We start from the raw sequence: 24,258 nt of genomic DNA, 5'->3' as shown, positions 1-24,258 counted from the left end.
TTTTGGTGCATTTAGAATTTGTCCATTGTAATCGGTTTATTCGCTTTTGCCTGTACCCGAATCCGGATTAATATGTTGTGGCCCGCTCTCTTGTTGCGGTTCTGAAGTGAGTTCATTAACCTGATGCTCAGTTACGATCTCTTCTTCCGGCAAAGCAGGCAGTTCTATCGTGACGGTTGTACCCGATCCAAGTTCACTTTGTATCCTAATCGTTCCTTCATGCAGCTCCACGAGTTCTTGCGTAATGGCAAGCCCCAATCCTGTTCCACCATTCTGGTGATTGACCTGGAAGAATCGATCACGTACTTTGATGAGATGCTCCTCGCTAATTCCGATTCCGGTGTCCTGCACAGCCGCTATAATCTTCCCGTCCTCTTCTTTTACCGACAAGTAAATCCACGAATTTTCGTGTGAGAATTTAATTGCATTATCCACGATGTTCAGGAATACCTGTTTCAACCGATTTCCATCACCATGCACGTTAAAAGCTCGAGTCTCATCCGTGTCCAGCTTCAAATGTATTTGTTTTTGTTCCGCTTTGGCCCAAACGTTTAACATCGTTTCCTGCACAATCTCGCGAATGCTGACCGTGCCTTTGACCAGCTTCATCTGATTTTGCTGCAGTTTGGAGAAATCCAGCATCTCTTCGACAAGCCCGATCAAGCGTTCTGTTTCTTTCGAGATAATGCTCATGCCAATACGTGTCTCATCCGGATCATATCCGCCTGAATCCAGCGTTTCACTCCAGCCTTTGATACTGGTCAGTGGTGTTCTGAGCTCATGGGAAATGGATGAGATAAAATCATCCTTGATCTGGTTACTGCGAACAATCTCATGGGCCATAAAATTCAGTGTGGATGCCAGTTCACCAAGTTCGTGCTTATAGTTCCCTTTGACTCTGACATCCAGACGTCCTCTCGCCATCTGGGCAGATACCGCGGTAATATTGTTAATGGGACGGACGATGGAGTTCGCCATACCAATGCTGATAATCAGGACAATGGCCATAACGGCAATCCCGACGGCAACGGCAAGCAATCCCATGACAAGCAGCTTCGAGTTCACATTTTCAAGTGAGGTCAGATATCTTACAATGTACGTATTCTCCCCACCCAGATCAAGTTTGTGCGAAACGGCCATGACTTGCTCTCCGGTGCCCGGTTGTCTGCCTACCCACCGTCCCGTATTACCATTTATGGCCTGCATGATATCACTTGTCTGCATTACGGCCCGGTCAGACTCGAAGGCCGCAGAGCTGGCAAGAACTCGTCCGTTGAGATCAAGAATTTCGAGCTCTGTGCTGGATAGTTCCAGGTTCGAGAGTAACTTCGACAGATTACCATTATCCGCATTATCCTCGCGGGCGATGGGCTCCAAAAAGTCTTTTGACATGGAAATATGAGAGCTGATGGTATTGTAGATACTCTCGTAATAATACCGCTGCACCGCAAGCATAAAAATAAATTCCACCAATAACAGAGCAAGCAGAACTACAAAAAAATAATGTAGTACGATCTGCCTGGTGATGCCTTTTTTAATCATTGCTCCCGGCCCTTCCATTTATAACCGTGACCCCATACAGTCTGCAGGTATTCAGGTTCGGAAGGATTATTCTCGATTTTCTGGCGTAAGCGGCGAATGTTCACATCCACAATTTTGGGATCTCCCATATATTCCTTGCCCCATACATGATCCAGGAGCAAATCACGGCTAAGGGGTGTATTCTCTTTTTCCAGGAAGAATTGAATAAGTGAAAATTCCGTTGGAGTCAATTCAATCAATTCATTTTGTTTTTTAAATTGTTTGGAGATCAAATCAAGAGAAAACGGCCCTGATTGGAATGTGACCTTAGCTGCAGTCTCCCGATGCACATTTACTCTGCGCAGCAAGGATTGGATTCGTGCGATCAGTTCGGTCGGGCTGAATGGTTTGCTTACATGATCGTCAGCTCCAACAGAAAGAGCATATACCTTGTCCTGTTCCTGAACCTTGGCCGTCAAGAAAATGATGCCCAAACGTTCATTGGTTTCACGGATGCGACGACAAACTTCAAAACCGTCAATTCCAGGTACCATGACATCAAGAAGAGCCAGGTCAATATCTGGTACAGTTTGCAAGATGCGAAGTGCTTCATGCCCATCTCCTGCTTCAAGCACTTCGAACCCGTTTCTCTTCAAATTGATAACGATAAAACTGCGGATGGATTCTTCATCCTCAAGAATAAGTACTTTACTCATTTAGTTCTCCCTTTCTGTTCAGCTGAGACATATTATCAAGTAATCCATCATTACTATCCTGCGCATTACGTGAAGCAATCACCCGGTCGTTTGTTCGGGTAATTTCCTTCCATCTCTTTCCTTTTTCCTGTTCCCACTGAGAAAGCGTGAAATATTTAATTTCACCCACGGTTTCATCCGTATCAATCATTTTAAATCGAATATATTTTTCTTTTTCCGATTTGGTGTCAATGGTAATCTTCCCGTACCACTCCGGCTTTAGATTTAAATGGAACAGATTGGCATCATCACGATACTGGAACGAAACAAATTCTTTTCCATCCTTGCCATCCCATTGATAAAAGGTATAAAACCACATGCGGGAGTCAAACACGTAATGTTCCCAGCCCTTTGGCGTTTCCTTTAGTCCAAACTCAATAATACCATCATTGTTGAAATCACCGCTTAAAATTTTGTCATCTCTATAGGTTTGATCAGGTGATTTGAAGGCATTCACCAGTTTGTTATCCTTCACATAGATCAGTTGTGAGAAAGAACTGCGGTCATCCAGCTCTGTGTCCAGCACAATACCCATCTTATCCTTGGCGATTTCTCCTCCAAGCGCATTGTAGATCTCTTTAACGGTATAATCGGTCTGCAGCCGATCAACTTCCTTAAAGCTGCCTTCGTCATACTGATACAACGCTACACTTGCAAACCCACTGTTATTTAGGGCTACAATGGCAAAATCGCTTTTTCCATCCCCATTCATGTCCAGTGTATTACCTTGCAGATCATCAATAATATACTGATTATAAGGGACTCCACCCAATACCTGCTCAAGTGCACCGCCATTATATGAATACGCCGTCAGTGCTTTTTGGTCCTGCAGACTCACACCGAGTATGATATCCGGGTTTCCATCGTTCGTGATATCCAACACTTTAAAGGATTGCAATTCACTTCCCGGCACGTCAAACGTCAGTTTCTTAACCCACGTATCTCCCTGTTCCTCCAGGAGCATGCCATGGATACGCACATTCTCATTGGGTGTTTCGTAAAATACGATAGCTTCGCGCGTTCCGTCCCCGTCGAGATCTTCAACACGGATCATGCTGGTGTTGTTCATGTCTTTGGGGCGAATCAGATTGCTCTCTGGCGGCTGCTCCTTCTGAACAACGTAAAACAATTTTTCTTTGTCCGTGGACAGCATGGGTTTCTTCATCAAGCCCTTGGGGTCGCTTATGACCGTACATCCGCTAAGAACGGAGCCAAGCACCACCGTCACTGCTCCGCACGCTAACAGGCGCCCCCATCTTGAGTTAAGCAATTTCATCACTCATTTCAATAGTTTAAATCATGTTTTTTTCCTTCTGTGTCAGTCTACGTCCACGTATATCAAAGGCAATCTTGCCTTCTGCAAGACCCCAGATGCGAGTTGCATGTTTCTCCGCCATCTCGATTGGTAAAACGGCAATAACCGTTGCCCGTTCTTCTTCACACAGTTTCCGCAGCGTCTCGAGAACTGTATCGGCAGTATGTGGGTCAAGCCCAATTACTGGTTCATCCGCAAGAATGACTTTGGCCCCATGAGCGAGTGCACGGGCAATCGCTACACGCTGCTTCTCACCACCGCTTAACTTTTCTGCGGTTTGATGAGCTTTATCCAAAAGTCCGAGTCCTTCAAGATAATCCATGGCACCCATATAATCATCGGAACGGACCATTCCAGTCACCATTCTCCACCAAGGCGTCTGACCAGACCGACCAATCAATACGTTTTTGAGTGCTGACTTTCTAGGATAGAGCTGAGGATTCTGTTCCAAGTATGCCCATTCACGCTTAATTTTCCGTTTGCCGGACCAGCCTTCTTTCAAAATTTCGACACCGTCAACCGTAAATCGGCCGCCATCCCATTTCTCCATCATGGCCAGGCACTTGAGCAGCATGCTTTTTCCACTGCCGCTTGAACCGACTACTGCGATCATTTCACCTTGTTGCATATCAAATCGTATATCCCGTAGAACCGGAACACGGTCCGCTCCAACGGATTTACTCAAATTCTCAACTCTGATCATCGCGATGTCTCCTCTTGTCCATGTTTTTCCCTACTATATAGTGTACTCGGAAATGGACATCAATTTCCATGCGAACACCAGCTTCTATTTTAACACAGAATGAGAACTAGGTTTATGCTGGAACAGGACACCTGCGGCACCAAAAAGCAAATATAAACAACCAAGCAGGATAAACATGCTTCCGGGTGAGATCCAATTGATCATCTGACCACCCAAGTTCGGCCCCAGAATACTGCCTATCGTAAAATGGAACGAGGCCACGACGTTCGCTGCTGGAAGAAGTGCCTTTGGTAAAATATCTGCTGCATAGGCAAGTCCAAGCGAGAAAAACGACCCTACCAGCCCACCTGCTACGGTTAGTAATACCAATGTCCACCAGAAGTGAGTTCCGGCCACAGGTACCAGCATGAACATAACCCCACCTGCAATACCAGCAGACATTAACACTTTTTTGCGTCCAAAGCGGTCACTGAGGATACCCAGAGGTAGCTGCAGGAACAATCCTCCAATTCCCACAAACGGCAGTAAAGATGAGATCTGACTGGCATCTAAGCCGATCCGCAATCCGTATACCGGGAAGTTGCTGTTCATCCCGGCTTCCATATAACCATAGAGAAGCGCTGGTATTAACGCATACCATGCCCATGCCCAGCTGCGTCGGAAGCGGCGTTCCGGGAGCTGACCATGCTCTGCTTTTTCCGGTTTGGTATCAGGAAGCTTCAGTAATACAAGCAGGAGCACGGCCCCCATACAAACGAAAAGAACCCAGAACGGCACTGCCTCGCCAAATCCGAGCAGCTTGATGCCCAAAGGCCCGATACTGAAGCCAAGTCCGTAGGACATGCCATATAGGGATATGTAACGCCCTCTTTTTTCGGGTGCCGTCACGAGAAGAACCCAAAGCTGAGCAGCATAATGTAATGCACTATCGCCTATACCAACGACGAGACGAAGAATAAACCATATTTTAATATCCGGTAAATACGGAAAAAGAATCAGGGGAAACATAACAAACAGCAGGCCGCCGACAATCAGCTTTTTAAAACCAACTGCTCCGAGCAGCCGTTCAGCGACCAGTGTCATTGCAAAAGAACCTACATACAGCGCTGCTGCATTGAGGCCATTCAACCCTGGTGATACCCCTTTTTGCTCCAGGAAAATGGATAGTACAGGAAGCAATAATCCTTGACTAATCCCTGCTACAACTATAACGATGATAAGGATAAGATAGTTGGATGTAGAATGTGATGATTTTGCGACATTAATGGATGACACGAATTTCATTCCTCCTGCGGACAACCAAAAGAAAAATCGCCATCGCTGACGACTTTTCGCATGTTATTCATATTCGTATGATAAAGCGCTGCTTCACCGGTGCATTTGCCCCGGACTTGAACATTATAGTGGACAACGCCCTGCAAAACAAGCCATAATAGTACATAAGTCGCTGCGTACATTTAGATGTGACGGGAGGATTCTGCATCGTTATGACTTATCATGTCAAGATTGATGTTTCACCGATATATGAAATGCTCAACAGTTTTCTTGTATATGTCACGAAAAAATGGATTCAACATTTGGATGTTGGACCCGAATGGATTCTTGAAGTGGAAGGCAAACTAAGTTCCAACGTACGTGCTGCTCTTGCACCTGCGTCGACTTGGCCTTTTGATGATTTTGATGTTTTGTTCGCATGGGCTGCCTACCGGACCTGCTCTTCAGAGAATCAGGACTTTCTCAATATGCTTGCGAGTCTGCCTTCAGAGGAATTGTTTGCACGAGTATCTCCTCTTCTGCCGAGTATTACAATAGAAGAAACAAGTCGTATTCGGGACAGTTACGTGCCGCTTCTTCGTCTCTGGGACCAGCATTACTGCCAGAATATAAGTGACGATTATCGTACCTGGCTGGAAGAGGACGCTCAGGAGAAGCGAATTCTTTTGGAGAAAATGGGACCTGAACTGCTTATCGAATATGCTACAGCAGGTGTTATTGTGGAACCAATGCCCGGATTAGATGAAGTGATTCTATTCCCCACAGTACATAACCGTCCAATCAATATCTACTGCTTCTACGAAGGCATGATGATTATGCAATACCCGGTGGATACTCCTGAAGAGAATGAAGATCAGCCGCCAACCTGTCTGCTGCGCTTTACACATGCTTTGGCTGATCCCGAACGGCTTCGCTTGCTTCGTTACGTATCCGATGAGCCGAAGTCGCTTGCGGAGATGTGTGAAGAATTGAACAAAGATGAAGACATGGTTAAAGATCAGGTTATGGCGCTGCGTGTCGCAGGTTTGCTGCGTACCCATCTGCTCGGCAGTAACCGCAAAGAGAAATACAGTATCCGGCCGGATGGCGTGTCTGAATTGAACATGTTCCTAGAATCCTATATACGCATATAAATGAGGATGTAACTGGAGTTGCCGGCTGCAAGGAGTGATTTTGAAATGAACACGATTAAACAGCACATCATTTTCGATCTGGACGATACGCTCGTCTATTGCAACAAATATTTTAACTTAGTCCTCGGTGAGTTCTTCGAGAATATGCAGGAGTGGTTTGACAATCATGCATTAACCGTCCAGGACATTCGTGACAAACAACTGGAGATTGACGTGACCGGTGTGAACCAGGTCGGATTTGCCAGTCACCATTTTCCACAGTCTCTTATTGATACGTATCGCTTTTTCTCTCAGAAATATGCAAGAGCCACTTCCACTGAAGAAGAAACGTTCCTCACGAAGCTTGGCATGAGTGTATATGATCGGGAGGTTGAACCATACCCTCACATGGTTGAGACACTGGAAAGTCTGCAATCAGCCGGACATGCCCTCTATCTGTATACTGGAGGCGAAACGGTGATTCAACAACGGAAAATTGATCAGATGAAGTTATCTGCTTATTTCGATGACCGTATCTATATAAGGCAGCATAAGAACGTCGAAGCTCTCGAAGGCATTTTATCTTCCGGCCCTTTCGACCGCAAGACAACATGGATGATCGGAAACTCATTACGCACGGATATTTTGCCAGCAGTCACGGCTGGAATCCATAGTATATATATTAAACAACCAAATGAATGGCAGTATAACATTGTTGAACTTCAGCCCAATCCGGAGACTTCGATGTACACCATCACCGCTCTCGAAGAGGTGCCTCAGGTCATTCATGAGAATATTCAGCAGCAGCAGCAAAAAAGGACCCTTGGTTAAGGGTCCTTTTTGTTCACATCAAATCTGTGATTGCTTCATTTTTTTGAACAACCTTACTACTCCTGCCTTTCAGCTGACAGCTTGCCCGAAGATTGATCCTGCAGGATGATCCGGGCCTTAACCGTACTCCCGTCCTTACGTTTGAAAGACAGCACCTGAGTGCTTCCCTTCTCGATCAAAGACTTTAACATTGTACTGGTTATTTTTTTGCCAACGTACTCTTTCCAGATGACAAACCCACAGCCTTCCTTAAATCGCGTACACCCATAGCCTTTTTTCCCCTCTATAATCTGACCGGTGCATCCCGGCGAGGGACAAGATGCCAAGGGTTCACGAACACCGGCATTTGCCGAGCTCGCTGATGCAGCTTTTACTACTGAGACTGCTGTGTTACTCGATTTGGAGACAGATCCTGAAGACTGCCGTGATGATTTCGGAGCTGATGCTGCTGTTCTCGCTGTTGTTTTCGTTCCTGATTTTGAGGATTTTGCTCCCTTGCCTTTGCCACGTCCCCCACGTGAATCTTCACCAAATGCATCCGCAGGTGCAGGGGCTTGTACACGCACCTTATCAATAATGGACATGGTGAACTTCTTAACGTTCTCCATAAACTTATCCTGACCGGCTTCCCCTTTGGAGATCTGATACAATCTTCTCTCCCATTGCCCAGTCATCTCCGGGGAGGTTAACAAATCCACTCCGGCTCGGCGGATCAATTCAATCGCTGTTCGCCCTTTCAGCGTCAACTGCATCTTTTTCCCCTGCATCGTGATATAACCAACATTTTTGAGCCGCTCGATGGTTGCAGCTCGTGTTGCTGGCGTGCCCAGACCGCTGTCCTTCATGGCATCACGCAGTTCTTCGTTTTCGATCTGTTTACCCGCACTTTCCATCGCTTTCAGCAAAGTTCCCTCCGTATAACTTTTGGGAGGTTGGGTTGCTTTCTCCTTGAACTCGCTCTTGCTACACTGCACTGGAAGTTCTGGCTGCACAGAGAACGACTTATCCGTCCATTCTTCGGATTCTTCTTCCTCATTATTGTTCTTCTTCGTTTTTTTCTTTCCCGAGCCATTCTGCTCTTGATCTGTAGAAGGAAGAACGACTTTCCACCCGAGTGACAGCAGTTCCTTCACAGAAGTTTTGAACTGATGCTGCTCCACTTCAGTAAGTACGGTATGCTGTTTATACTCTGCAGGCGGATAGAAATGAGACAAAAACCGTCTGACGATCAGGTCGTAGATGTTCTGCTCATCCTTCGATAATGTACCTGGCCTTTTTAACGTAGGTAAAATGGCATGGTGATCCTCAACCTTGGAAGGATTGCAGACTCCCTTGTTATTTTTATGAACCAATTCAGGTTTTGCACCAATAGCCAGCTCACTATAGGGCCCATTCTTAAGCAGGTTTAATGTTTTGTGCATACCCTCAATATTCTGTTCCGTAACATAATTGGAATTCGTCCGCGGATAGGAAATAACCTTGTGTTTCTCGTACAAGGCCTGTGCAATATCCAGTGTCTTCTTCGCTCCATACCCATACTTGGCATTGGCTTCACGCTGCAGCAGAGTCAGATCATATAGTCTGTACGGATACTCCTTCGTTTGCTTCGCCTCATACTTGGTAATATGTCCGGTTTTGCCCTTCACACTGCTCGCTATCGCTTCAGCAGCCTCCGCATCCGTGAGCTTGTCTCCTTGGCGTAAGCCTCTGTACTCTACACCCTCCTGACGGAACCAGGCGGCGACTTCATAAAATGTTTGTGATTGAAATGCCTCAATCTCCATTTCCCGATCATAGATCAACGCAAGAACCGGTGTCTGTACACGTCCCACAGATAACAGGGCGTTATGCCGAGTCGTAAAGGCACGTGAAGCATTCATGCCAATCAGCCAATCGGCCTCACTTCGGGCGCGAGCAGCATGAGTCAGATTTTCGAACTCTGATGCATCCTTAAGCCCGTCAAAGCCACGCTTAATGCTCTCTGCAGTCAGGTCCGAAATCCATAGTCGTTTAACGGGCTGACGCAGCTTCAGCTGCTGTTGAATCAATGCAAAAATATACTGGCCTTCTCGCCCGGCATCACATGCATTTACGATCGATGATGCTCGTTTGGCAAGTTCTCCAATAATCTTAAGCTGATCTTTTGTCCTGGGATTCGGAACGATTTTGAACTGATCCGGAATAATGGGCAGATCCGCAATATTCCATCGTTTGTATTTCGTATCATATGCATCCGGTTCAGCAAGCCCGAGCAGATGACCAATCGCCCAAGTGATAATGTAATGCTCACCTTCAAGATAACTGCGATTGTTCTTGGCTCTTGGTTCTATGACGGCGGCAATGGTTCGACCCATATCAGGCTTTTCCGCTATAACCAGTGTCTTCATCCGTCCATCTCTCCTCCTTCACCGTCCGCATGACGGCAAAAAGGGGCCTTCCGCCCACGGAAGCCCCTTGCTTCTGAAACCTATTATATCAGATTTTGAATCCGGGAGCATCCTCCGTGGAACAATTAGCCTGCAGCTTGTTCATTTACGGCCTGCTTTTCCCTACATTCCCTGCATACACCCTGGAAGTCAAGGCGATGATCCGTCACGGCAAATCCGTATTGACGTTCAATCTGCTGCTCCAGACGAAGCAAGCCATCTTCCATAATTTCTTCCACAGTTCCGCACTCCGTGCAGATCAAATGGTGGTGATGATGTGAGCCATCTGTGCTCCGCAGATCGAAGCGTGCAGCACCATCTCCAAAATTTATTTTCTCTACAACCTGAAGATCACTTAGCAGCTCTAGTGTCCGATATACAGTTGCCAGGCCGATCTCAGGAAACTGCTCCTTCACCAGCAGAAACACTTCCTCAGCACTGAAATGATCCTTTTCATGTTCAAGCAGCACACGTACCGTCACTTCACGTTGTTGTGTCAATTTATATCCTTTGTCTACCAATTGCTTTTTAATGTCAAATATTTGTTCTGAAATGGACTTCTCCCGGTTTCTTGCCATAGCTGGTCGCACCTCCGGATTTAAATTCTCTATTTAACAAGGTCATTTGTAGTCTTATTTATAATTATTATAATCTAATAATAAATCTTTACGACTTAAAAAGCAATGCTATACCGCACACTAGCTCAAATTATTTGCTACGCAATAGAGTTATGAAATAAAAAAACAACTCCCACTATAAGCGAGAGCTGTTTTTTGTATCACATCTTTTGTTCCGATATAATGTATGAAATTATTGCTTATTTCAAGTTAAGCAAGAACGGTGGCACCCATCAGGTATTTGTCTACCTCACGAGCGGCTTCGCGTCCTTCATTGATAGCCCATACAACCAGACTTTGTCCGCGACGCATGTCACCTGCAGCAAATACTTTATCCACATTGGTATTGTATTTGCCGTAGCGAGCTTTAACATTGGTACGACGATCCGTTGCAAGTCCCAGCTGTTCAACCAGCGTTTGCTCTGGACCATCAAACCCGATCGCGATCATTGCCATTTGTGCAGGGAAAACGCGCTCTGTTCCAGGGATTGGCTGGTAGATCTTACGACCTGTTTCATCGACAATACGCTCGATTTGAATCGTGTGCAGTTCTTTGAGGTTGCCCTCTTCATCTCCAACAAATTTGGTTGTCATGATGGAGAATTCACGCGGATCCTGCCCGAACAACGCTTTGGCTTCCTCTTGTGCATAGTCCAATGTATAAACATTAGGAAATTGCGGCCAAGGGTTGTTAATGCGATCACGTTCCATTGGTGCTTGGGTATGTGTACCAAATTGGGTTACGGTACGACAACCGTGACGGAGCGATGTAGCCACACAGTCCGAACCGGTATCTCCGCCACCAATAACGATAACGTCTTTATCTTGTGCAGAAATGTAGTTTCCGTCTTCCAGGTTGGAATCCAGGTAGCTTTTGATACTGCCATTCAGGAAGTCCATCGCGTAATGTACGCCTTTCAAGTCGCTTCCTTCAATATTGAACTCCCGCGGCTTCGTAGCACCACCACACAACACGACTGCATCATACTCGTCCACCAATTGCTGAGCAGGAATATCCTTGCCAATCTCGGTGTTTGTCACGAACTGAACGCCTTCCGCTTCAAGCAGATCCACACGACGCTGCACCACTTTTTTGTCCAGTTTCATTGTAGGAATACCATACATCAGCAAACCGCCGACACGGTCCGAACGCTCATATACGGTTACCGTATGACCTGCTTTGTTCAATTGAGCTGCCGTCGCAAGACCTGCAGGGCCAGAACCAACGACCGCTACGCGTTTACCTGTGCGTTTCTCCGGAGGTTGGGGAACCACCCAGCCTTCTTCAAATCCTTTTTCGATAATAGCTTCTTCAATCGTTTTGATGGTAACCGGCTGGCCGATCAGGCCAACGGTACAAGATCCTTCACATGGAGCTGGACAGACACGACCTGTAAACTCAGGAAAATTATTTGTTTTGTGCAGACGATCAAGCGCTTCTCTCCACAATCCACGATATACAAGATTATTCCATTCCGGAATCAGGTTATGCACAGGACAGCCCGACGTTCCGCCAATCATATCTATACCTGTATGGCAATACGGGGTACCACAATCCATGCATCGTGCACCTTGTGTTCTGAGCTCTTCTTCAGCCATATGTTTATGAAACTCTTCCCAATCCTTAATCCGCTCAGCCGGCTCCCTGTCCGCAGGCAGCTGCCGTTTGTATTCCATAAATCCAGTAGGTGTAGACATCTTACGTTTTCCCCCATCCGTTCTCGTCTTAATCCTTTCATTGGCATGGTTCTATATGAAATGGATTACTCATGCTGAGTTTTTTGTCTATTGTATCACAAAAACTTCTCAAAGATATTTCAATTATAGTAGCATTTCGACAACTGAATATTAAATGGATTATCCGCATAATTATTTGTATTTTATACATCATATCGTCAGGTTTAGCTGTGGTCAATACCCTTATTTTGGAGCTGAAAATGATGATCAAAAGTCTGATCTAACGTTTATTATGTCGAAAAACAAAAAGAACGTCATGTAAATGTGAGCTAATTTGCCATTAAAATCAAGCAAGTCAGCCCTATATACCTCCCAATTCCGAATATTCGCTCGAATTTAGGGCTTTACAACGGTAAAAGCCCACAACTTTTATACTTTTTTACTAGTTATGTTGAAAATCTTATTTTCGAGCCCCAATTTCTCTTGGTTACAAATGTTATATTCGTGTAAACCACAAAAAATGGCTGCGGGCATCCTACATTTTTAAAATAAATTAAAAAAGACGCTGTTCACGAATATTTCGTCAATCAGCGCCTTTTGTATTTTTGCATTTCACACATGTAAATTTCAAATGAAATATCATTTTACAGGTTAGCTTCAGCGTTTGCGTTCATAAAACTCAAACGTATAGGCGTACACATTTTTCTCATCTCGCTCGCCCTCAATCTGCTCCTTCAGCTCCCATTCGGACCAATCCACATCCGGGAAAAAGGTATCTCCCTCAAATTCCTCATGGATCTTGGTAACCACCAACCGGTCCGCCAGCGGAAGGAACTCACGGTATACCTGTGAGCCACCGATTACACATAGTTCCTCTCCTTTGGTAGCCTCCAAACCTTCTTCAATGGAATGCACCACTTCTGCCTGCTCTACCTTGTAGTTCAGATCTCTGGTGACTACAATATTCCGGCGCTGCGGAAGCGGCTTACCTCCAAAGGATTCCCACGTATTGCGGCCCATTAAAATCGTTTTGTTTAACGTACGACGCTTAAAAAAAGCCATATCTTTGGGCAAACGCCATGGAATCGAATTGTTCAAGCCAATAACACCATTTTCACCCATAGCCCACACAAGTTCAATACTCAAAATGCTACACTCCTTCTTCGAGTCTGCTTATACCGCAATTGGAGCCTTAATACCCGGATGATGCTGATAGTTCTCAAACTCAAAATCCTCAAACTTATAATCAAAAATCGAATCCGGCTTACGTTTAATAATCAACTTAGGCAGTGCGAAAGGCTCACGCTCAAGCTGTGTTTTCACTTGCTCCACATGATTGGAATAGATGTGCACATCGCCACCCGACCAGATGAAATCTCCCACTTCAAGGTCACACTGCTGGGCAATCATATGTGTCAGTAACGCGTAGCTGGCAATATTAAATGGCAACCCCAGGAACGTATCCACAGAGCGCATCGTAAGCATACAGGATAGTTTACCCTCCGCCACATAAAATTGAAACGCAAAATGACAGGGTGGAAGCTTCATGTTGTTAATCTCTGCCACGTTCCATGCACTTACCAGATGGCGGCGTGAATCCGGGTTATTTTTAATTGAATCGATAACTGCTGAAATCTGATCAATTTTCTCCCCGTTTGGAGCTTCCCATGTTCTCCACTGTGAACCGTAAACCGGGCCTAGATCGCCATTCTCGTCTGCCCAATCGTCCCAGATCTTCACTCCGTTTTCTTTCAGATAGGCAATATTCGTATCCCCACTCAAGAACCATAATAGCTCATGAATGACGGATTTAAGATGGATTCGCTTCGTAGTTACAAGCGGAAAGCCTTCGGACAGGTTATAACGAAGCTGTCTGCCAAACACGGATTGTGTACCCGTTCCGGTACGATCCCCTTTATGAATACCGTTATCCAATATATCTTGTAATAAATCGAGATAGTTTTTCAAGTTGATATCCCCTCGCATCTCTATATATGTTGCCACTCAGTTACAGATTGATCTGAGTTTCATCATGTCTGATCATCTTAACAGTTTATCACACTGTGCACGATGGAAAAAGAGTTGAAAACACATTCAATTTTGCCCATGTTGTACAGCACAAAGTGCATGATGTAGCTCTACGGAAGCCATCTGCATTCACAAAAAAGAGGCAAATAACGCGTTAGCGCTATTCACCTCTTGATTTACGTATGATGCCGGACGAGTCCGAAGCTTAGACGATATTAGCGGGAAATGATGTGGATCGGGTGACCCATAACCAGTTCCGCAGCTTCCATCACGATTTCGCCCAGTGTTGGGTGAGCGTGAATAGTCAGAGCCAGATCTTCCAGAGTAGCACCCATTTCGATTGCAAGACCAAGCTCAGCAATCAGGTTGGAAGCTTCCAGACCAACGATTTGGCAACCCAGTACAAGGCCGCTTTCTTCGTCAGCTACGATTTTCACGAAGCCTTCAGCATGGTTCAAAGATACCGCACGGCCGTTACCCGCATAAGGGAACTTACCTGCTTTTACTTTGTAGCCTTTTTCTTTGGCTTCTTTTTCAGTGTAACCTACGCTGGAGCACTCTGGATCTGTGAATACAACAGCTGGCATACATTTGTAGTCAACGACTGACGGTTGTCCTGCGATCGCTTCAGCAGCCACTTTACCTTCATAAGAAGCTTTGTGGGCAAGTGCCAAACCGGATACGATATCACCGATTGCGAAGATGTGCGGGATGCTAGTGCGGCCTTGGTGGTCAACTTTAACGAATCCACGCTCGTCTACGTCAACACCGATCAGGTCCAAACCAAGCTCACCGTCTGTGTTTGGACGACGTCCAACAGTAACGAGCAGGTAGTCTGCAGTTACTTCTTTGGACTCACCATTTACGGAATATTTAACAGTTACATCTTTATCCGTTTGCTCAGCACTTTCAGCTTTTGCACCCGTTACGATTTCGATGCCTGTTTTCTTCATGTTTTTAGCCACAAGGCTAGTCATGTCTTTATCGAATCCTGGAAGTACAGTATCCAAACCTTCGATGATCGTTACTTTAGCACCGAATTTGGAGTACATTTGACCAAGCTCTGCACCGATATAACCGCCACCGATAACGATCAGGCTTTTCGGTACTTCAGGCAGGTTCAATGCTTCTGTCGAAGACAGAATGCGTCCGCCAAATGGGAAAGGTTTCAGTTCGATTGGACGGGAACCTGTTGCAATGATTGCATTTTTGAATTTGTAACGCGGAGATTCGTGATCGTTGAATACACGCGCTTCGTTTTCGTTAATGAACATGCACTCACCGTTGAAAACTTCAACTTTGTTGCCTTTAAGCAAACCAGCTACGCCGCCAGTCATTTTCTTAACAACGCCGTTTTTGAATTCTTGAGTTTTGCCGAAGTCCACTTTTACGTTTTCAGCAGAAATACCGAATGCTTCACCGTGAAGTGCATTTTCATATTGGTGTGCAGCAGAGATCAGAGCTTTGGATGGGATACATCCACGGTTCAAACAAACGCCACCAAGCTCGGATTTGTCTACAATCAATACGCTTTGGCCCAGTTGAGCAGCGCGGATGGCAGCTACATAGCCGCCAGGACCCGCACCAATTACTAATGTGTCGATATTGAGAGAAGCGTCGCCTACTACCATATCTTACACCTCCATAACGAGCAGCTCAGGGTTAGCGAGCAGCTGTTTAATGTAGTTCATAAAGTTTTGTGCTGTTGCGCCATCGATGATACGGTGGTCAAAGCTCAAGGAAAGAGCCATTACAGGAGCTGCAACAACTTCGCCGTCTTTGATAACCGCTTTTTCGCTGATTCGTCCAGTTCCGAGAATTGCAACTTCAGGGAAGTTGATGATCGGAGTGAAGAACATACCGCCAGCAGAACCGATGTTACTGATGGAGATTGTGCTTCCTTTCATTTCGTTAGCGCTCAATTTGCCATCACGGCCACGAGCTGCCAGATCACGAATGGAATCAGCGATCATCCAGATGGATTTGCGATCAGCATCTTTGATAACAGGAACGATCAAGCCGTTGTCTGTATCTGTTGCGATACCGATGTTGTAGTATTTTTTGTAAACAATTTCGTTAGCTTCTTCATCAATCATTGCGTTCAGAGCAGGGAATTGACGGGAAGCTGCAACCAATGCTTTAACGATGAACGGCAGATAAGTAACTTTCGTTCCTTTTTTCTCTGCGATTGGTTTCATACGAGTACGGAAAGCAACCAACTCAGTTACGTCCACTTCGTCCATGATTGTAACGTGAGGTGCAGTGTAAGCCGATTTAACCATAGCATTGGAGATAGCTTTACGGATACCTTTGAATGGTACGCGCTCTTCTTCAAGGCGTTGGTCAGCTGCTGCCGCTGCTGGTGCTGCGGATTTTTTCTCTTCTTGAGCAGGAGCTGCGGAAGCTGCTGCGGATTGGCCGCCACCATTTTTGAAGGATTCAACATCTTCTTTAGTTACTTTACCGTTGTTGCCAGTGCCGTTAACCTGAGCGATGTCTACACCTTGCTCACGAGCAAATTTGCGTACGCTTGGTGTTGCCAGAACGTCTTTGGCAGGTACTGCCGGAACGCTGTTGTTGCCGCCTTCTTGAGCTGCATCCGAGCTGGAAGCTGCTGCAGAAGAACCGCTAGTGTCAGCTCCGCCTTGAGCTGCGTCTTTCTCTTGTGCACCTTGGTCGCCAGCAGGAGCGTCGTCTTGCTCAGGCAGTTCGCCTTCTGCATCGATAACAGCAACAACTTCACCAACGTGACAGATTTGACCGTCTTTAGCGAATACTTCAGTAACTGTTCCGTTAACCGGACAAGGTACTTCTACTACCGCTTTGTCGTTTTGTACTTCCATGATGATATCGTCGTCAGTTACTTTGTCCCCGACTTTGATGTGCATCTTGATGATTTCGCCTTCGTGAAGGCCTTCGCCTAGTTCAGGGAATTTGTATTCAAATTTAGCCAACTGAAAAACCTCCTTGATTATGTGCTCAATCCTGAAAACAACCCTTAGCTCCAAGAACTAACTGTTACTGCTAATGCAAATAACTGTCAATCAAGGGGCTAATGGCTGTTTACAGTGCAGCCTGTGCTGCGATGTGAATCACCATACTGCGCCTTGCGGCATGTCAGATGATCAAATTAGAAATTTACGACTTTGTTAACCGCAGCAACAATACGTGCTGGGTTAGGCAGCCATGTATCTTCAATTTGTGCGAATGGATATACAGTGTCCGGACCAGCTACACGCAGAACCGGAGCTTCCAGGTGAAGAATTGCTTTTTCATTGATTTGGGCAATGACTTCAGCCGCAACACCTGCGCTCTTTTGAGCTTCTTGTACAACAATTGCACGATTTGTTTTCTTAATGGAAGCAACAACGGTATCGATGTCGATCGGGCTGATCGTACGAAGGTCGATTACTTCAACTTTGATTCCTTGTTTTTCAAGCTCTTCAGCTGCTTTAACAGAAGTATGAACCATCATACCGTAAGTAATGATCGTAACGTCGGAACCTTCACGAACAACGTTTGCTTTACCCAGTTCAACAACGTAGTCTTCTTCAGGCACTTCTGCACGGAAAGCGTGGTACAGGTTCAAGTGCTCCATGAAGAATACAGGATCATTGTCGCGGATGGAAGCGATCATCAGACCTTTTGCATCGTAAGGGTTAGAAGGAACTACTACTTTAATACCCGGAGTTTGCGTGAGCAAACCTTCCAGAGAATCTGTATGCAATTCTGCCGCTTTTACACCGCCACCGAATGGTGTACGGAATACGATTGGAGAATTGTATTTTCCACCGGAGCGGAAACGCATACGAGCAGCTTGCACTACCATTTGGTCAAGTGCTTCGAAGATGAAACCTACGAATTGGATTTCAGCTACCGGACGGAAGCCTTGAATACCCAAACCTACAGCCAAACCACCAATAGCGGACTCAGCCAGCGGAGTATCAAATACACGCTCTTCGCCAAACTCTTTTTGCAGACCTTCCGTTACACGGAAAACACCGCCTACATTACCTACGTCTTCACCGAAAAGCAGAACGTTAGGATCACGTTTCAACTCAACGCGAAGCGCATCACGGATTGCTTCTTTCATGTTCAATTGTGCCATTTGCTTCATTTCCTCCTTAAACATTGACAGTTCACATTTGAATTCATACATGTATACCGAGACACCAGAGCCGGCGCCGGATGTTTATGCTTTATCGGAAAAAACTTATTGGAAATCAGCTTTTTGCTCTTCCAAGTGCTTAGGCGTTTGTTCGAACATGCTGTCGATCAAGCCTGAAATCGTCATTTTCTCGGTTTTTTCCGCTTTTTTGATCTCTTCATTTACTTTAGCTTTTGCTTCTTCTTTCACACGAGCTGTATCTTCTTCAGTCCAAAGACCTTTTTTCTCCAAATACTTAGCGAAACGTGCGATTGGATCTTTTTCGCTCCACTCCGCCTCTTCTTCTTTTGTACGATATTTGGAAGCATCGTCAGAAAGGGAGTGAGGACGGAAACGATAAGTTACCGCTTCAATCAATGTAGCGCCTTCTCCGTTACGTCCACGTTCAGCAGCTTCCTGAACCGCTTTGATAACAGCGAAGATGTCCATACCGTCAACTTTAACACCTTTGATACCTGCTGCTACCGCTTTGTGAGCGATGGACAGAGCTGCTGTTTGTTTAGCAAAAGGAGTTGTGATGGCATAACCATTGTTTTGCACGAAGAAGATAACTGGCAGTTTGTATACACCAGCGTAGTTCAGACCTTCATAGAAGTCACCTTCAGAAGAACCGCCATCACCTGTGTACGTAATAACAACTTGCTTTTGTTTCTTCAATTTATAACCCATAGCAATACCCATTGCGTGCAGAATTTGTGCACCAATGATGATTTGTGGCATCAATACGTTAACGCCATCAGGAATTTGTCCACCATGTTGGTGTCCACGGGAGTACAAGAATGCTTGATAAAGAGGAAGCCCGTGCCACACGAGTTGCGGAATATCGCGATAGCCTGGAGCAATAAAGTCTTCTTTCTCAAGTGCAAACTCACTACCAACCATTGTTGCTTCTTGTCCAGATACTGGAGCATAGAAACCAAGACGACCTTGACGGCCCAGGTTTACTGCACGGTCATCCCAAGTACGGGTAAATACCATGCGATACATAATTTCTTTTAATTGATCGTCGGAAAGTTTAGGCATCATGTCTTTGTTTACAATTTCGCCGTCAGGAGACAGCACGGACAGAGCTTCTACATCCTCCGTATACACTTCATAAGGAACCTTGCTCATTTTTTTCTTCACCTCAACAAAAAATTTGAATATCAAGTTCCGCTGTTATAATATTATTATACACCTGTTTCACTGCATACGTCAAAGATATCCGTAATTTTTTTATGTTTCCTACCGGATTGTATGTATAACAGGGGCTTAATATTGGTATAACAGCATAATACATGATTGCGTGTTTGACCTATCCCCGCACCAGGTTAATCTTACCGTATTGCGCGGACGAATGCAAAAAATAAACCGAGAAAGGTGACGTTTTATGACGGATTCCCGCTATTTGAAACGTACGATTGTAAAGGAAGAAATCGATAGCCGCTATCTTGGAGAGAAGCGCACACTTCGAATTTATCTTCCACCCGGCTATAACGAATTACTCAGCTACCCTGTCGTTTATTGTCAGGACGGCGAAGAGTTCTTCAACTTTGGTCGTATCGCTACGACTGCCAACCGTATTATTCTGGATGAGGGTGCTGAACCTTTCATTATTGTAGGTGTTCAGGTTGATGTTTCTGTTCGAACCCAGGAATATGCTCCATTCGGTAATCGATTCAAAGCATATACCTCATGCTTTGCTGAAGAGATTATTCCCTTTATTGAAGAGAAATATCCGGTAAGACGCTCTCCACAGGAACGCTTGCTCGCTGGCGATTCACTTGGTGGCAGTGTTTCATTGCATCTGGCCCTGCTCTATCCAGATCTGTTCACACGGGTAATCAGCATGTCAGGAGCCTTCTATTCTGCCTCCCAGGAAATCTATGCAGCTGAAGAAGACTTGTCCTGGCTATCCATCTGGATGATCGTCGGTTTACAGGAAACTGCCTTTGAGGCGGATACCGGCACTTATGATTTTGTTCAGCTAAACAGGGACACACGTGATTTGCTGGAAAAACGCGGTGCTCACGTCTCTTATCGGGAAAAGGATGGTCATCATCAATGGGGATTTTGGCAAAAGGAACTGCCTGAAGCCCTGTTATATTTCTTGCAAGAGAAATAGTGTGCTTCATATTATAAGCGGCTGTATTGGCCGCTATTTTTTATTTCTATTTGAAAACGCTTACAAAAATCTTCATAAAAAAAGCAGGAATCTCCTGCTTGTCTATAACCTCATTTTATTGAAACAAATCCTGTACCTATTCGGATTAGGCAAGAGAATGATCTTTTTGAATTTGCTCCAAAAGTACATTGCAACCCGCTTCTACCAGCTTGTACACTTCTTCGAAGTTACCTGTAAAGTACGGATCCGGCACTTCCCGAAGGGATTCATTCGGCAGAAGGTCCATGAATTTCATAATATCCGCCTCTGCTCCGCCAGTTATCTTACGCACATTCGCAATATTGGAATCATCCATGCAGACAATATAATCAAATTGGTTAAAGTCCGCACTTCCGAATTGCCTAGCAGCCATGTCGGCATAGGAAATTTGGTACGAATCAAGCAGCTTGCGCGTTCCTTCATGCGGAGGCTTGCCAATATGCCAATCTCCTGTGCCAGCAGAGTCCACCTGAATCTGGTGTTGAAGCCCTCTCTCCTCTATCTTGTGACGCAATACCGCCTCGGCCATAGGTGATCGACATATGTTACCAAGACAAACAAACAAAACACGAACCATGATTACTCCCCCTTGCTTAACGTACGCTTAAGCGCTGACTGTGAAGGCTGTGATGGAGCTGCTTCTGCGCTCACCAAGGAACGGCGAGGAAGCTTCCATTTATAATGTACAGAACACATCCGGAAAAATACCACTGCTGCAAAACATATCAACAGTCCCATATTCGAGGTAAACCATCCCATACCTATAACAAATCCGGCTGTCATAGCCCATACCGCATAGATTTCGTCGCGGAGTACTAGTGGCTTGCGGCCTGCAAGCAAATCACGAATAATTCCACCGCCGATCCCCGTCAATACTGCAGCAACGATTACCGCGCTGATGGGATGTCCCATATTAGCAGCATACAGTCCACCTTGGATGGCAAACGCCGCCAGTCCGATCGCATCAAATAGCGCTTCTGTTCTCTTCCAGTGACCGATCCACTTCAGAGGAAGCAAGAACGCTACAGCAACTGATACCAGTGCTAGCATAATTAGTCCACCCTGACTCCAGAGCGTAGTGACAGGCACCCCAATCAGTACATTACGAACAACCCCGCCACCGAAGGCGGTCACCAGCCCCAATACGAGCACGCCCAAGATGTCATATTCCTCTTCCATTGCCACGAAAGCACCAGACATTGCAAAAGCAACGGTGCCTATAATGCTGAACACTTCAAAAATGTGCAAGTCCAACCTGTTCAAACCTCACTTTTCAAGTCATCTCCATGTCGCTCTACCCATTGTATCCGCGAGGACCAAAATTGTGCAACCACATTTTGTGTTTTATACTGAGAGCATTCGTGAATACTGTGAAATGATGTTATACGTTCTACATTAATAGAAAGGATGAATGGAATGACTACGAAACGCATTGTGATTTTTACAGGCGGGGCTCTCTCTCCTCAATTTCTCAAAGAAATTAGACAGGATGATATGGTTATCGCAGCCGATCGCGGAGCTCTGTATTTAATTGAACATGGCGTAAAGCCTCATATAGCAGTTGGAGATTTCGACTCCATTACAGAGCAGCAATGGCAAATGGTGCGTGAAAACAGTGAGCGCATGATCACGGTTGATCCTATCGCAAAAGATTGGACAGACACTGAAATGGCCTTTGAGACGGCACTAGAACACGAACCCACCCATATCCTGATGCTTGGAGCTACGGGGACTAGACTGGACCACACCTTGGCCAATGTACATATTATGGTTCGTGCTATGCAGCATCATATCTTCTGTACCATTCAGGACGAACACAACTATATGATGCTGACAACATCAAAATTAGAGGTGGAGGACCGGGGATATGAATACATTTCCTTACTGCCCCTCACTCCAGAAGTTACGGGTATTACATTAGATGGCTTCTTGTATCCTCTTGATCAAGCTACCATACGCATGGGACAATCTTTGGGGATAAGCAATAAACTGCTTGGATCATCAGGAACTGTATCCATAGACAGTGGATTATTACTTATCATACAGAGCAAAGATTAACCTATATCCTCGATAGTTATTACGTTTTTGTAACCTGAAAAATGTACGGAATATAAGATCAAAACTAGAAAAGACCCTTGATTATCAAGGGTCTTTTCTAGTTTTCTGTCCAAACATATAAGTCAACGATTAATTTTTTGACATTTTTAATTATTTTTTAATAAAGAAACCCAAACCTAGGCTGTACAAGGGATTATAGCAGTTTATCCAATTTCTAGGCTGTTACAAACCTGTTATACTCGCTTTAGCAACTTAACGAAAACGAATTTTGGAGGTAACAAACAACATGAAAACAAACATCTTAGTCCAAAAGGCCGTAACCGTCGGGTTGTGCGCTACATTAGGTTTTGGAGCTGTATTAATGACAAATGCACCTGTTGCACAAGCAGCAACTGCATCCGTATCTACTGGACAACAAATCGTAAACTACGGCAAAAAATTTACGGGAACACCATATAAATTTGGCGCGTCAACGTCCACTACGAAAAATTTTGACTGCTCTTCTTTTATGAAATATATCTTTAAGAAGTATGGTGTAGATTTGCCACGTACGTCTGTAAAACAATCCAAAGAAGGTAAGGCTGTATCGAAGGCTAACCTGCGTGTAGGAGATCTGGTATTCTTCTCGAGCGGTAGTCGTTCCACAGGTTCAAACATTACTCACGTAGGAGTATACGCTGGCAATGGCAAAATTCTGCACACTTACGGCTCTCCTGGTGTAACCATCTCGGATCTGAATTCCGGTACTTGGAAAAGAACATATATTAAAGCTCGCCGCGTACTGTAGTTATACTCTAATATATACTATAGACAGGCAGTTGGGACCGGATCTTGGATCCGGTCCTTTTATATTTACCCAAATTTCTAAGGATTACAAACAGGCGTATTTTGGTAATTTAACGTCATATTTATGCTGGGAGTCATTCATTAACTGGTATGAAGCATGTAGCCGATGCCGCGTACGGTATGAATCAGTTTAATATCTCTCCCTTTATCTACCTTAACACGCAAATGTTTAATATATACATCCACTACATTGGTATCCATCGCAAAATCATACCCCCACACTTCCCTTAGAATTGCACTCCGCGTACACGCCTCATTCACGTGCCTGGCCAAAAATTCCAGCAGTTCATACTCTTTTGGTGTCAACATGAGATATTCCCCTGCACGGCTTACCCTGCGTGAACGCAGATTCACTTTAAGATCATGCACGACGATAACCTCCTCATCCGTTCGGGCTGCATTCGAGAAGACGCGGAGCAAATTTCGAATTCTCGCCATCACGATTTTCCACTGAAACGGTTCAACAATGACATCATTCGCGCCTTGATCAAGCCAAGCCACTATCTGTTCAGGGGTTGCGTGAGATGCTATGACGATAACAGGAACAATGCCTTCCTTTTGCTCCATTAGCCATTGCAGTTCCTCCACTATGGAAGTGTCACGCTCGTCCTGATTTTCATCCACCACCCCGATGATCATAGTGCAGGTTCCAAGCCCAGAGTCCTGTTCCTGATACAGCTCTTCCCAAGTAATATCAGAAACGGAGTAACCTTCGGCACACAACACTTCCATGTAAACGTTCGTTCGATCCTCTGCACCAATCAGTAAAATGGACGTTTTCAT

Annotated in this window: 23 protein-coding genes; 5 read left to right on the top strand and 18 right to left on the bottom strand. The window is 45.2% G+C overall.

The genetic code is table 11. The features are described 5' to 3' along the window. Nucleotides 1-36: 36 nt before the first annotated feature. The 6 genes from CHH60_RS00685 to CHH60_RS30035 all read right to left on the bottom strand — a co-directional run bounded on the left by CHH60_RS00685 (nt 37) and on the right by CHH60_RS30035 (nt 5,751). Complete coding sequence (locus tag CHH60_RS00685) at nt 37-1,542, bottom strand: sensor histidine kinase (protein ID WP_255247755.1); 1,506 nt, start codon at nt 1,540-1,542, stop codon at nt 37-39. Next, nucleotides 1,539-2,237 (bottom strand): response regulator transcription factor, encoded by a 699-nt coding sequence (locus tag CHH60_RS00680; RefSeq protein WP_095286490.1) that lies wholly within the window; start codon nt 2,235-2,237, stop codon nt 1,539-1,541. Before CHH60_RS00680 ends, CHH60_RS00685 begins: the two co-directional genes overlap by 4 nt. Beyond that, complete coding sequence (locus tag CHH60_RS00675; RefSeq protein WP_146239907.1) at nt 2,230-3,552, bottom strand: hypothetical protein; 1,323 nt, start codon at nt 3,550-3,552, stop codon at nt 2,230-2,232. The genes CHH60_RS00680 and CHH60_RS00675 overlap by 8 nt, the downstream gene beginning before the upstream one ends. Before the next feature lie 16 nt (nt 3,553-3,568). Continuing rightward, a complete protein-coding gene (locus tag CHH60_RS00670) occupies nt 3,569-4,294 on the bottom strand; it encodes a phosphonate ABC transporter ATP-binding protein (RefSeq protein ID WP_095286488.1) in 726 nt (241 codons plus the stop codon). 84 nt (nt 4,295-4,378) lie between these two features. Further along, nucleotides 4,379-5,578, bottom strand: a complete 1,200-nt coding sequence (locus CHH60_RS00665; protein WP_095357404.1) for an MFS transporter — start codon at nt 5,576-5,578, stop codon at nt 4,379-4,381. After that, nucleotides 5,575-5,751, bottom strand: coding sequence for a hypothetical protein (locus CHH60_RS30035; protein WP_217989964.1), 177 nt, complete (start codon nt 5,749-5,751; stop codon nt 5,575-5,577). The genes CHH60_RS00665 and CHH60_RS30035 overlap by 4 nt, the downstream gene beginning before the upstream one ends. Before the next feature lie 30 nt (nt 5,752-5,781). Between CHH60_RS30035 and CHH60_RS00660 the strand changes: the two genes are divergently transcribed. Together CHH60_RS00660 and CHH60_RS00655 are read left to right on the top strand one after the other, a co-directional pair. Next, nucleotides 5,782-6,702 (top strand): ArsR/SmtB family transcription factor, encoded by a 921-nt coding sequence (locus CHH60_RS00660; RefSeq protein ID WP_095357403.1) that lies wholly within the window; start codon nt 5,782-5,784, stop codon nt 6,700-6,702. Between the two features lie 45 nt (nt 6,703-6,747). Further along, entirely contained in the window at nt 6,748-7,512 is a 765-nt protein-coding gene (locus tag CHH60_RS00655) for an HAD family hydrolase (RefSeq protein WP_095357402.1), read from the top strand. Nucleotides 7,513-7,568: 56 nt separating this feature from the next. Here CHH60_RS00655 and CHH60_RS00650 read toward each other — a convergent pair whose 3' ends face one another. From CHH60_RS00650 to pdhA, 9 genes are all read right to left on the bottom strand, one after another. Beyond that, nucleotides 7,569-9,899 carry a type IA DNA topoisomerase gene (locus tag CHH60_RS00650; RefSeq protein WP_095357401.1) on the bottom strand — a complete coding sequence of 777 codons (2,331 nt, stop codon included), beginning with the start codon at nt 9,897-9,899 and terminating at the stop codon, nt 7,569-7,571. A 125-nt stretch (nt 9,900-10,024) separates the two neighbouring features. After that, nucleotides 10,025-10,516, bottom strand: coding sequence for a ferric iron uptake transcriptional regulator (gene fur, locus CHH60_RS00645; protein ID WP_275439924.1), 492 nt, complete (start codon nt 10,514-10,516; stop codon nt 10,025-10,027). A gap of 249 nt (nt 10,517-10,765) precedes the next feature. Then, a complete protein-coding gene (locus tag CHH60_RS00640) occupies nt 10,766-12,253 on the bottom strand; it encodes a glutamate synthase subunit beta (RefSeq protein WP_095357400.1) in 1,488 nt (495 codons plus the stop codon). 636 nt (nt 12,254-12,889) lie between these two features. Further along, nucleotides 12,890-13,378, bottom strand: a complete 489-nt coding sequence (locus CHH60_RS00635; protein WP_095357399.1) for a dihydrofolate reductase — start codon at nt 13,376-13,378, stop codon at nt 12,890-12,892. 27 nt (nt 13,379-13,405) lie between these two features. After that, nucleotides 13,406-14,200, bottom strand: a complete 795-nt coding sequence (gene thyA, locus CHH60_RS00630; protein WP_095357398.1) for a thymidylate synthase — start codon at nt 14,198-14,200, stop codon at nt 13,406-13,408. Between the two features lie 275 nt (nt 14,201-14,475). Beyond that, the gene (gene lpdA / locus CHH60_RS00625; RefSeq protein WP_095286480.1) at nt 14,476-15,891 is read right to left on the bottom strand and encodes a dihydrolipoyl dehydrogenase; all 1,416 of its coding nucleotides are present in this window, start codon (nt 15,889-15,891) and stop codon (nt 14,476-14,478) included. A 3-nt stretch (nt 15,892-15,894) separates the two neighbouring features. Beyond that, complete coding sequence (locus CHH60_RS00620; RefSeq protein WP_095286479.1) at nt 15,895-17,214, bottom strand: dihydrolipoamide acetyltransferase family protein; 1,320 nt, start codon at nt 17,212-17,214, stop codon at nt 15,895-15,897. Nucleotides 17,215-17,390: 176 nt separating this feature from the next. Beyond that, nucleotides 17,391-18,368, bottom strand: a complete 978-nt coding sequence (locus tag CHH60_RS00615) for an alpha-ketoacid dehydrogenase subunit beta (RefSeq protein ID WP_095286478.1) — start codon at nt 18,366-18,368, stop codon at nt 17,391-17,393. A 105-nt stretch (nt 18,369-18,473) separates the two neighbouring features. Beyond that, nucleotides 18,474-19,541, bottom strand: a complete 1,068-nt coding sequence (gene pdhA / locus CHH60_RS00610) for a pyruvate dehydrogenase (acetyl-transferring) E1 component subunit alpha (RefSeq protein ID WP_095286477.1) — start codon at nt 19,539-19,541, stop codon at nt 18,474-18,476. 256 nt (nt 19,542-19,797) lie between these two features. Between pdhA and CHH60_RS00605 the strand changes: the two genes are divergently transcribed. Next, nucleotides 19,798-20,532: an alpha/beta hydrolase gene (locus tag CHH60_RS00605; RefSeq protein ID WP_095357397.1), complete on the top strand. Its 735-nt coding sequence runs from the start codon at nt 19,798-19,800 to the stop codon at nt 20,530-20,532. Between the two features lie 145 nt (nt 20,533-20,677). Here the strand turns inward: CHH60_RS00605 and CHH60_RS00600 are convergent, their stop codons facing one another. Together CHH60_RS00600 and CHH60_RS00595 are read right to left on the bottom strand one after the other, a co-directional pair. Further along, complete coding sequence (locus CHH60_RS00600) at nt 20,678-21,148, bottom strand: low molecular weight protein-tyrosine-phosphatase (RefSeq protein ID WP_095357396.1); 471 nt, start codon at nt 21,146-21,148, stop codon at nt 20,678-20,680. Nucleotides 21,149-21,150: 2 nt separating this feature from the next. Next, complete coding sequence (locus CHH60_RS00595; protein ID WP_095357583.1) at nt 21,151-21,819, bottom strand: trimeric intracellular cation channel family protein; 669 nt, start codon at nt 21,817-21,819, stop codon at nt 21,151-21,153. Between the two features lie 168 nt (nt 21,820-21,987). Here CHH60_RS00595 and CHH60_RS00590 point away from each other — a divergent pair, with 168 nt between their 5' ends. Both CHH60_RS00590 and CHH60_RS00585 read left to right on the top strand, forming a co-directional pair. Next, on the top strand, nt 21,988-22,629 hold the full coding sequence (locus CHH60_RS00590) for a thiamine diphosphokinase (protein WP_095357395.1): 642 nt from the start codon (nt 21,988-21,990) through the stop codon (nt 22,627-22,629). Nucleotides 22,630-22,915: 286 nt separating this feature from the next. Continuing rightward, on the top strand, nt 22,916-23,416 hold the full coding sequence (locus CHH60_RS00585; protein ID WP_095357394.1) for a C40 family peptidase: 501 nt from the start codon (nt 22,916-22,918) through the stop codon (nt 23,414-23,416). Between the two features lie 140 nt (nt 23,417-23,556). Here CHH60_RS00585 and CHH60_RS00580 read toward each other — a convergent pair whose 3' ends face one another. Further along, complete coding sequence (locus CHH60_RS00580) at nt 23,557-24,258, bottom strand: response regulator transcription factor (RefSeq protein WP_095357393.1); 702 nt, start codon at nt 24,256-24,258, stop codon at nt 23,557-23,559.

Source organism: Paenibacillus sp. 7523-1 (genome assembly GCF_002276415.1).
GTDB classification, from domain to species: domain Bacteria; phylum Bacillota; class Bacilli; order Paenibacillales; family Paenibacillaceae; genus Paenibacillus; species Paenibacillus illinoisensis_A.
The sequence above is the reverse complement of the archived record's forward strand: the minus strand, read 5'-3'. Positions and strand labels throughout refer to the sequence as shown.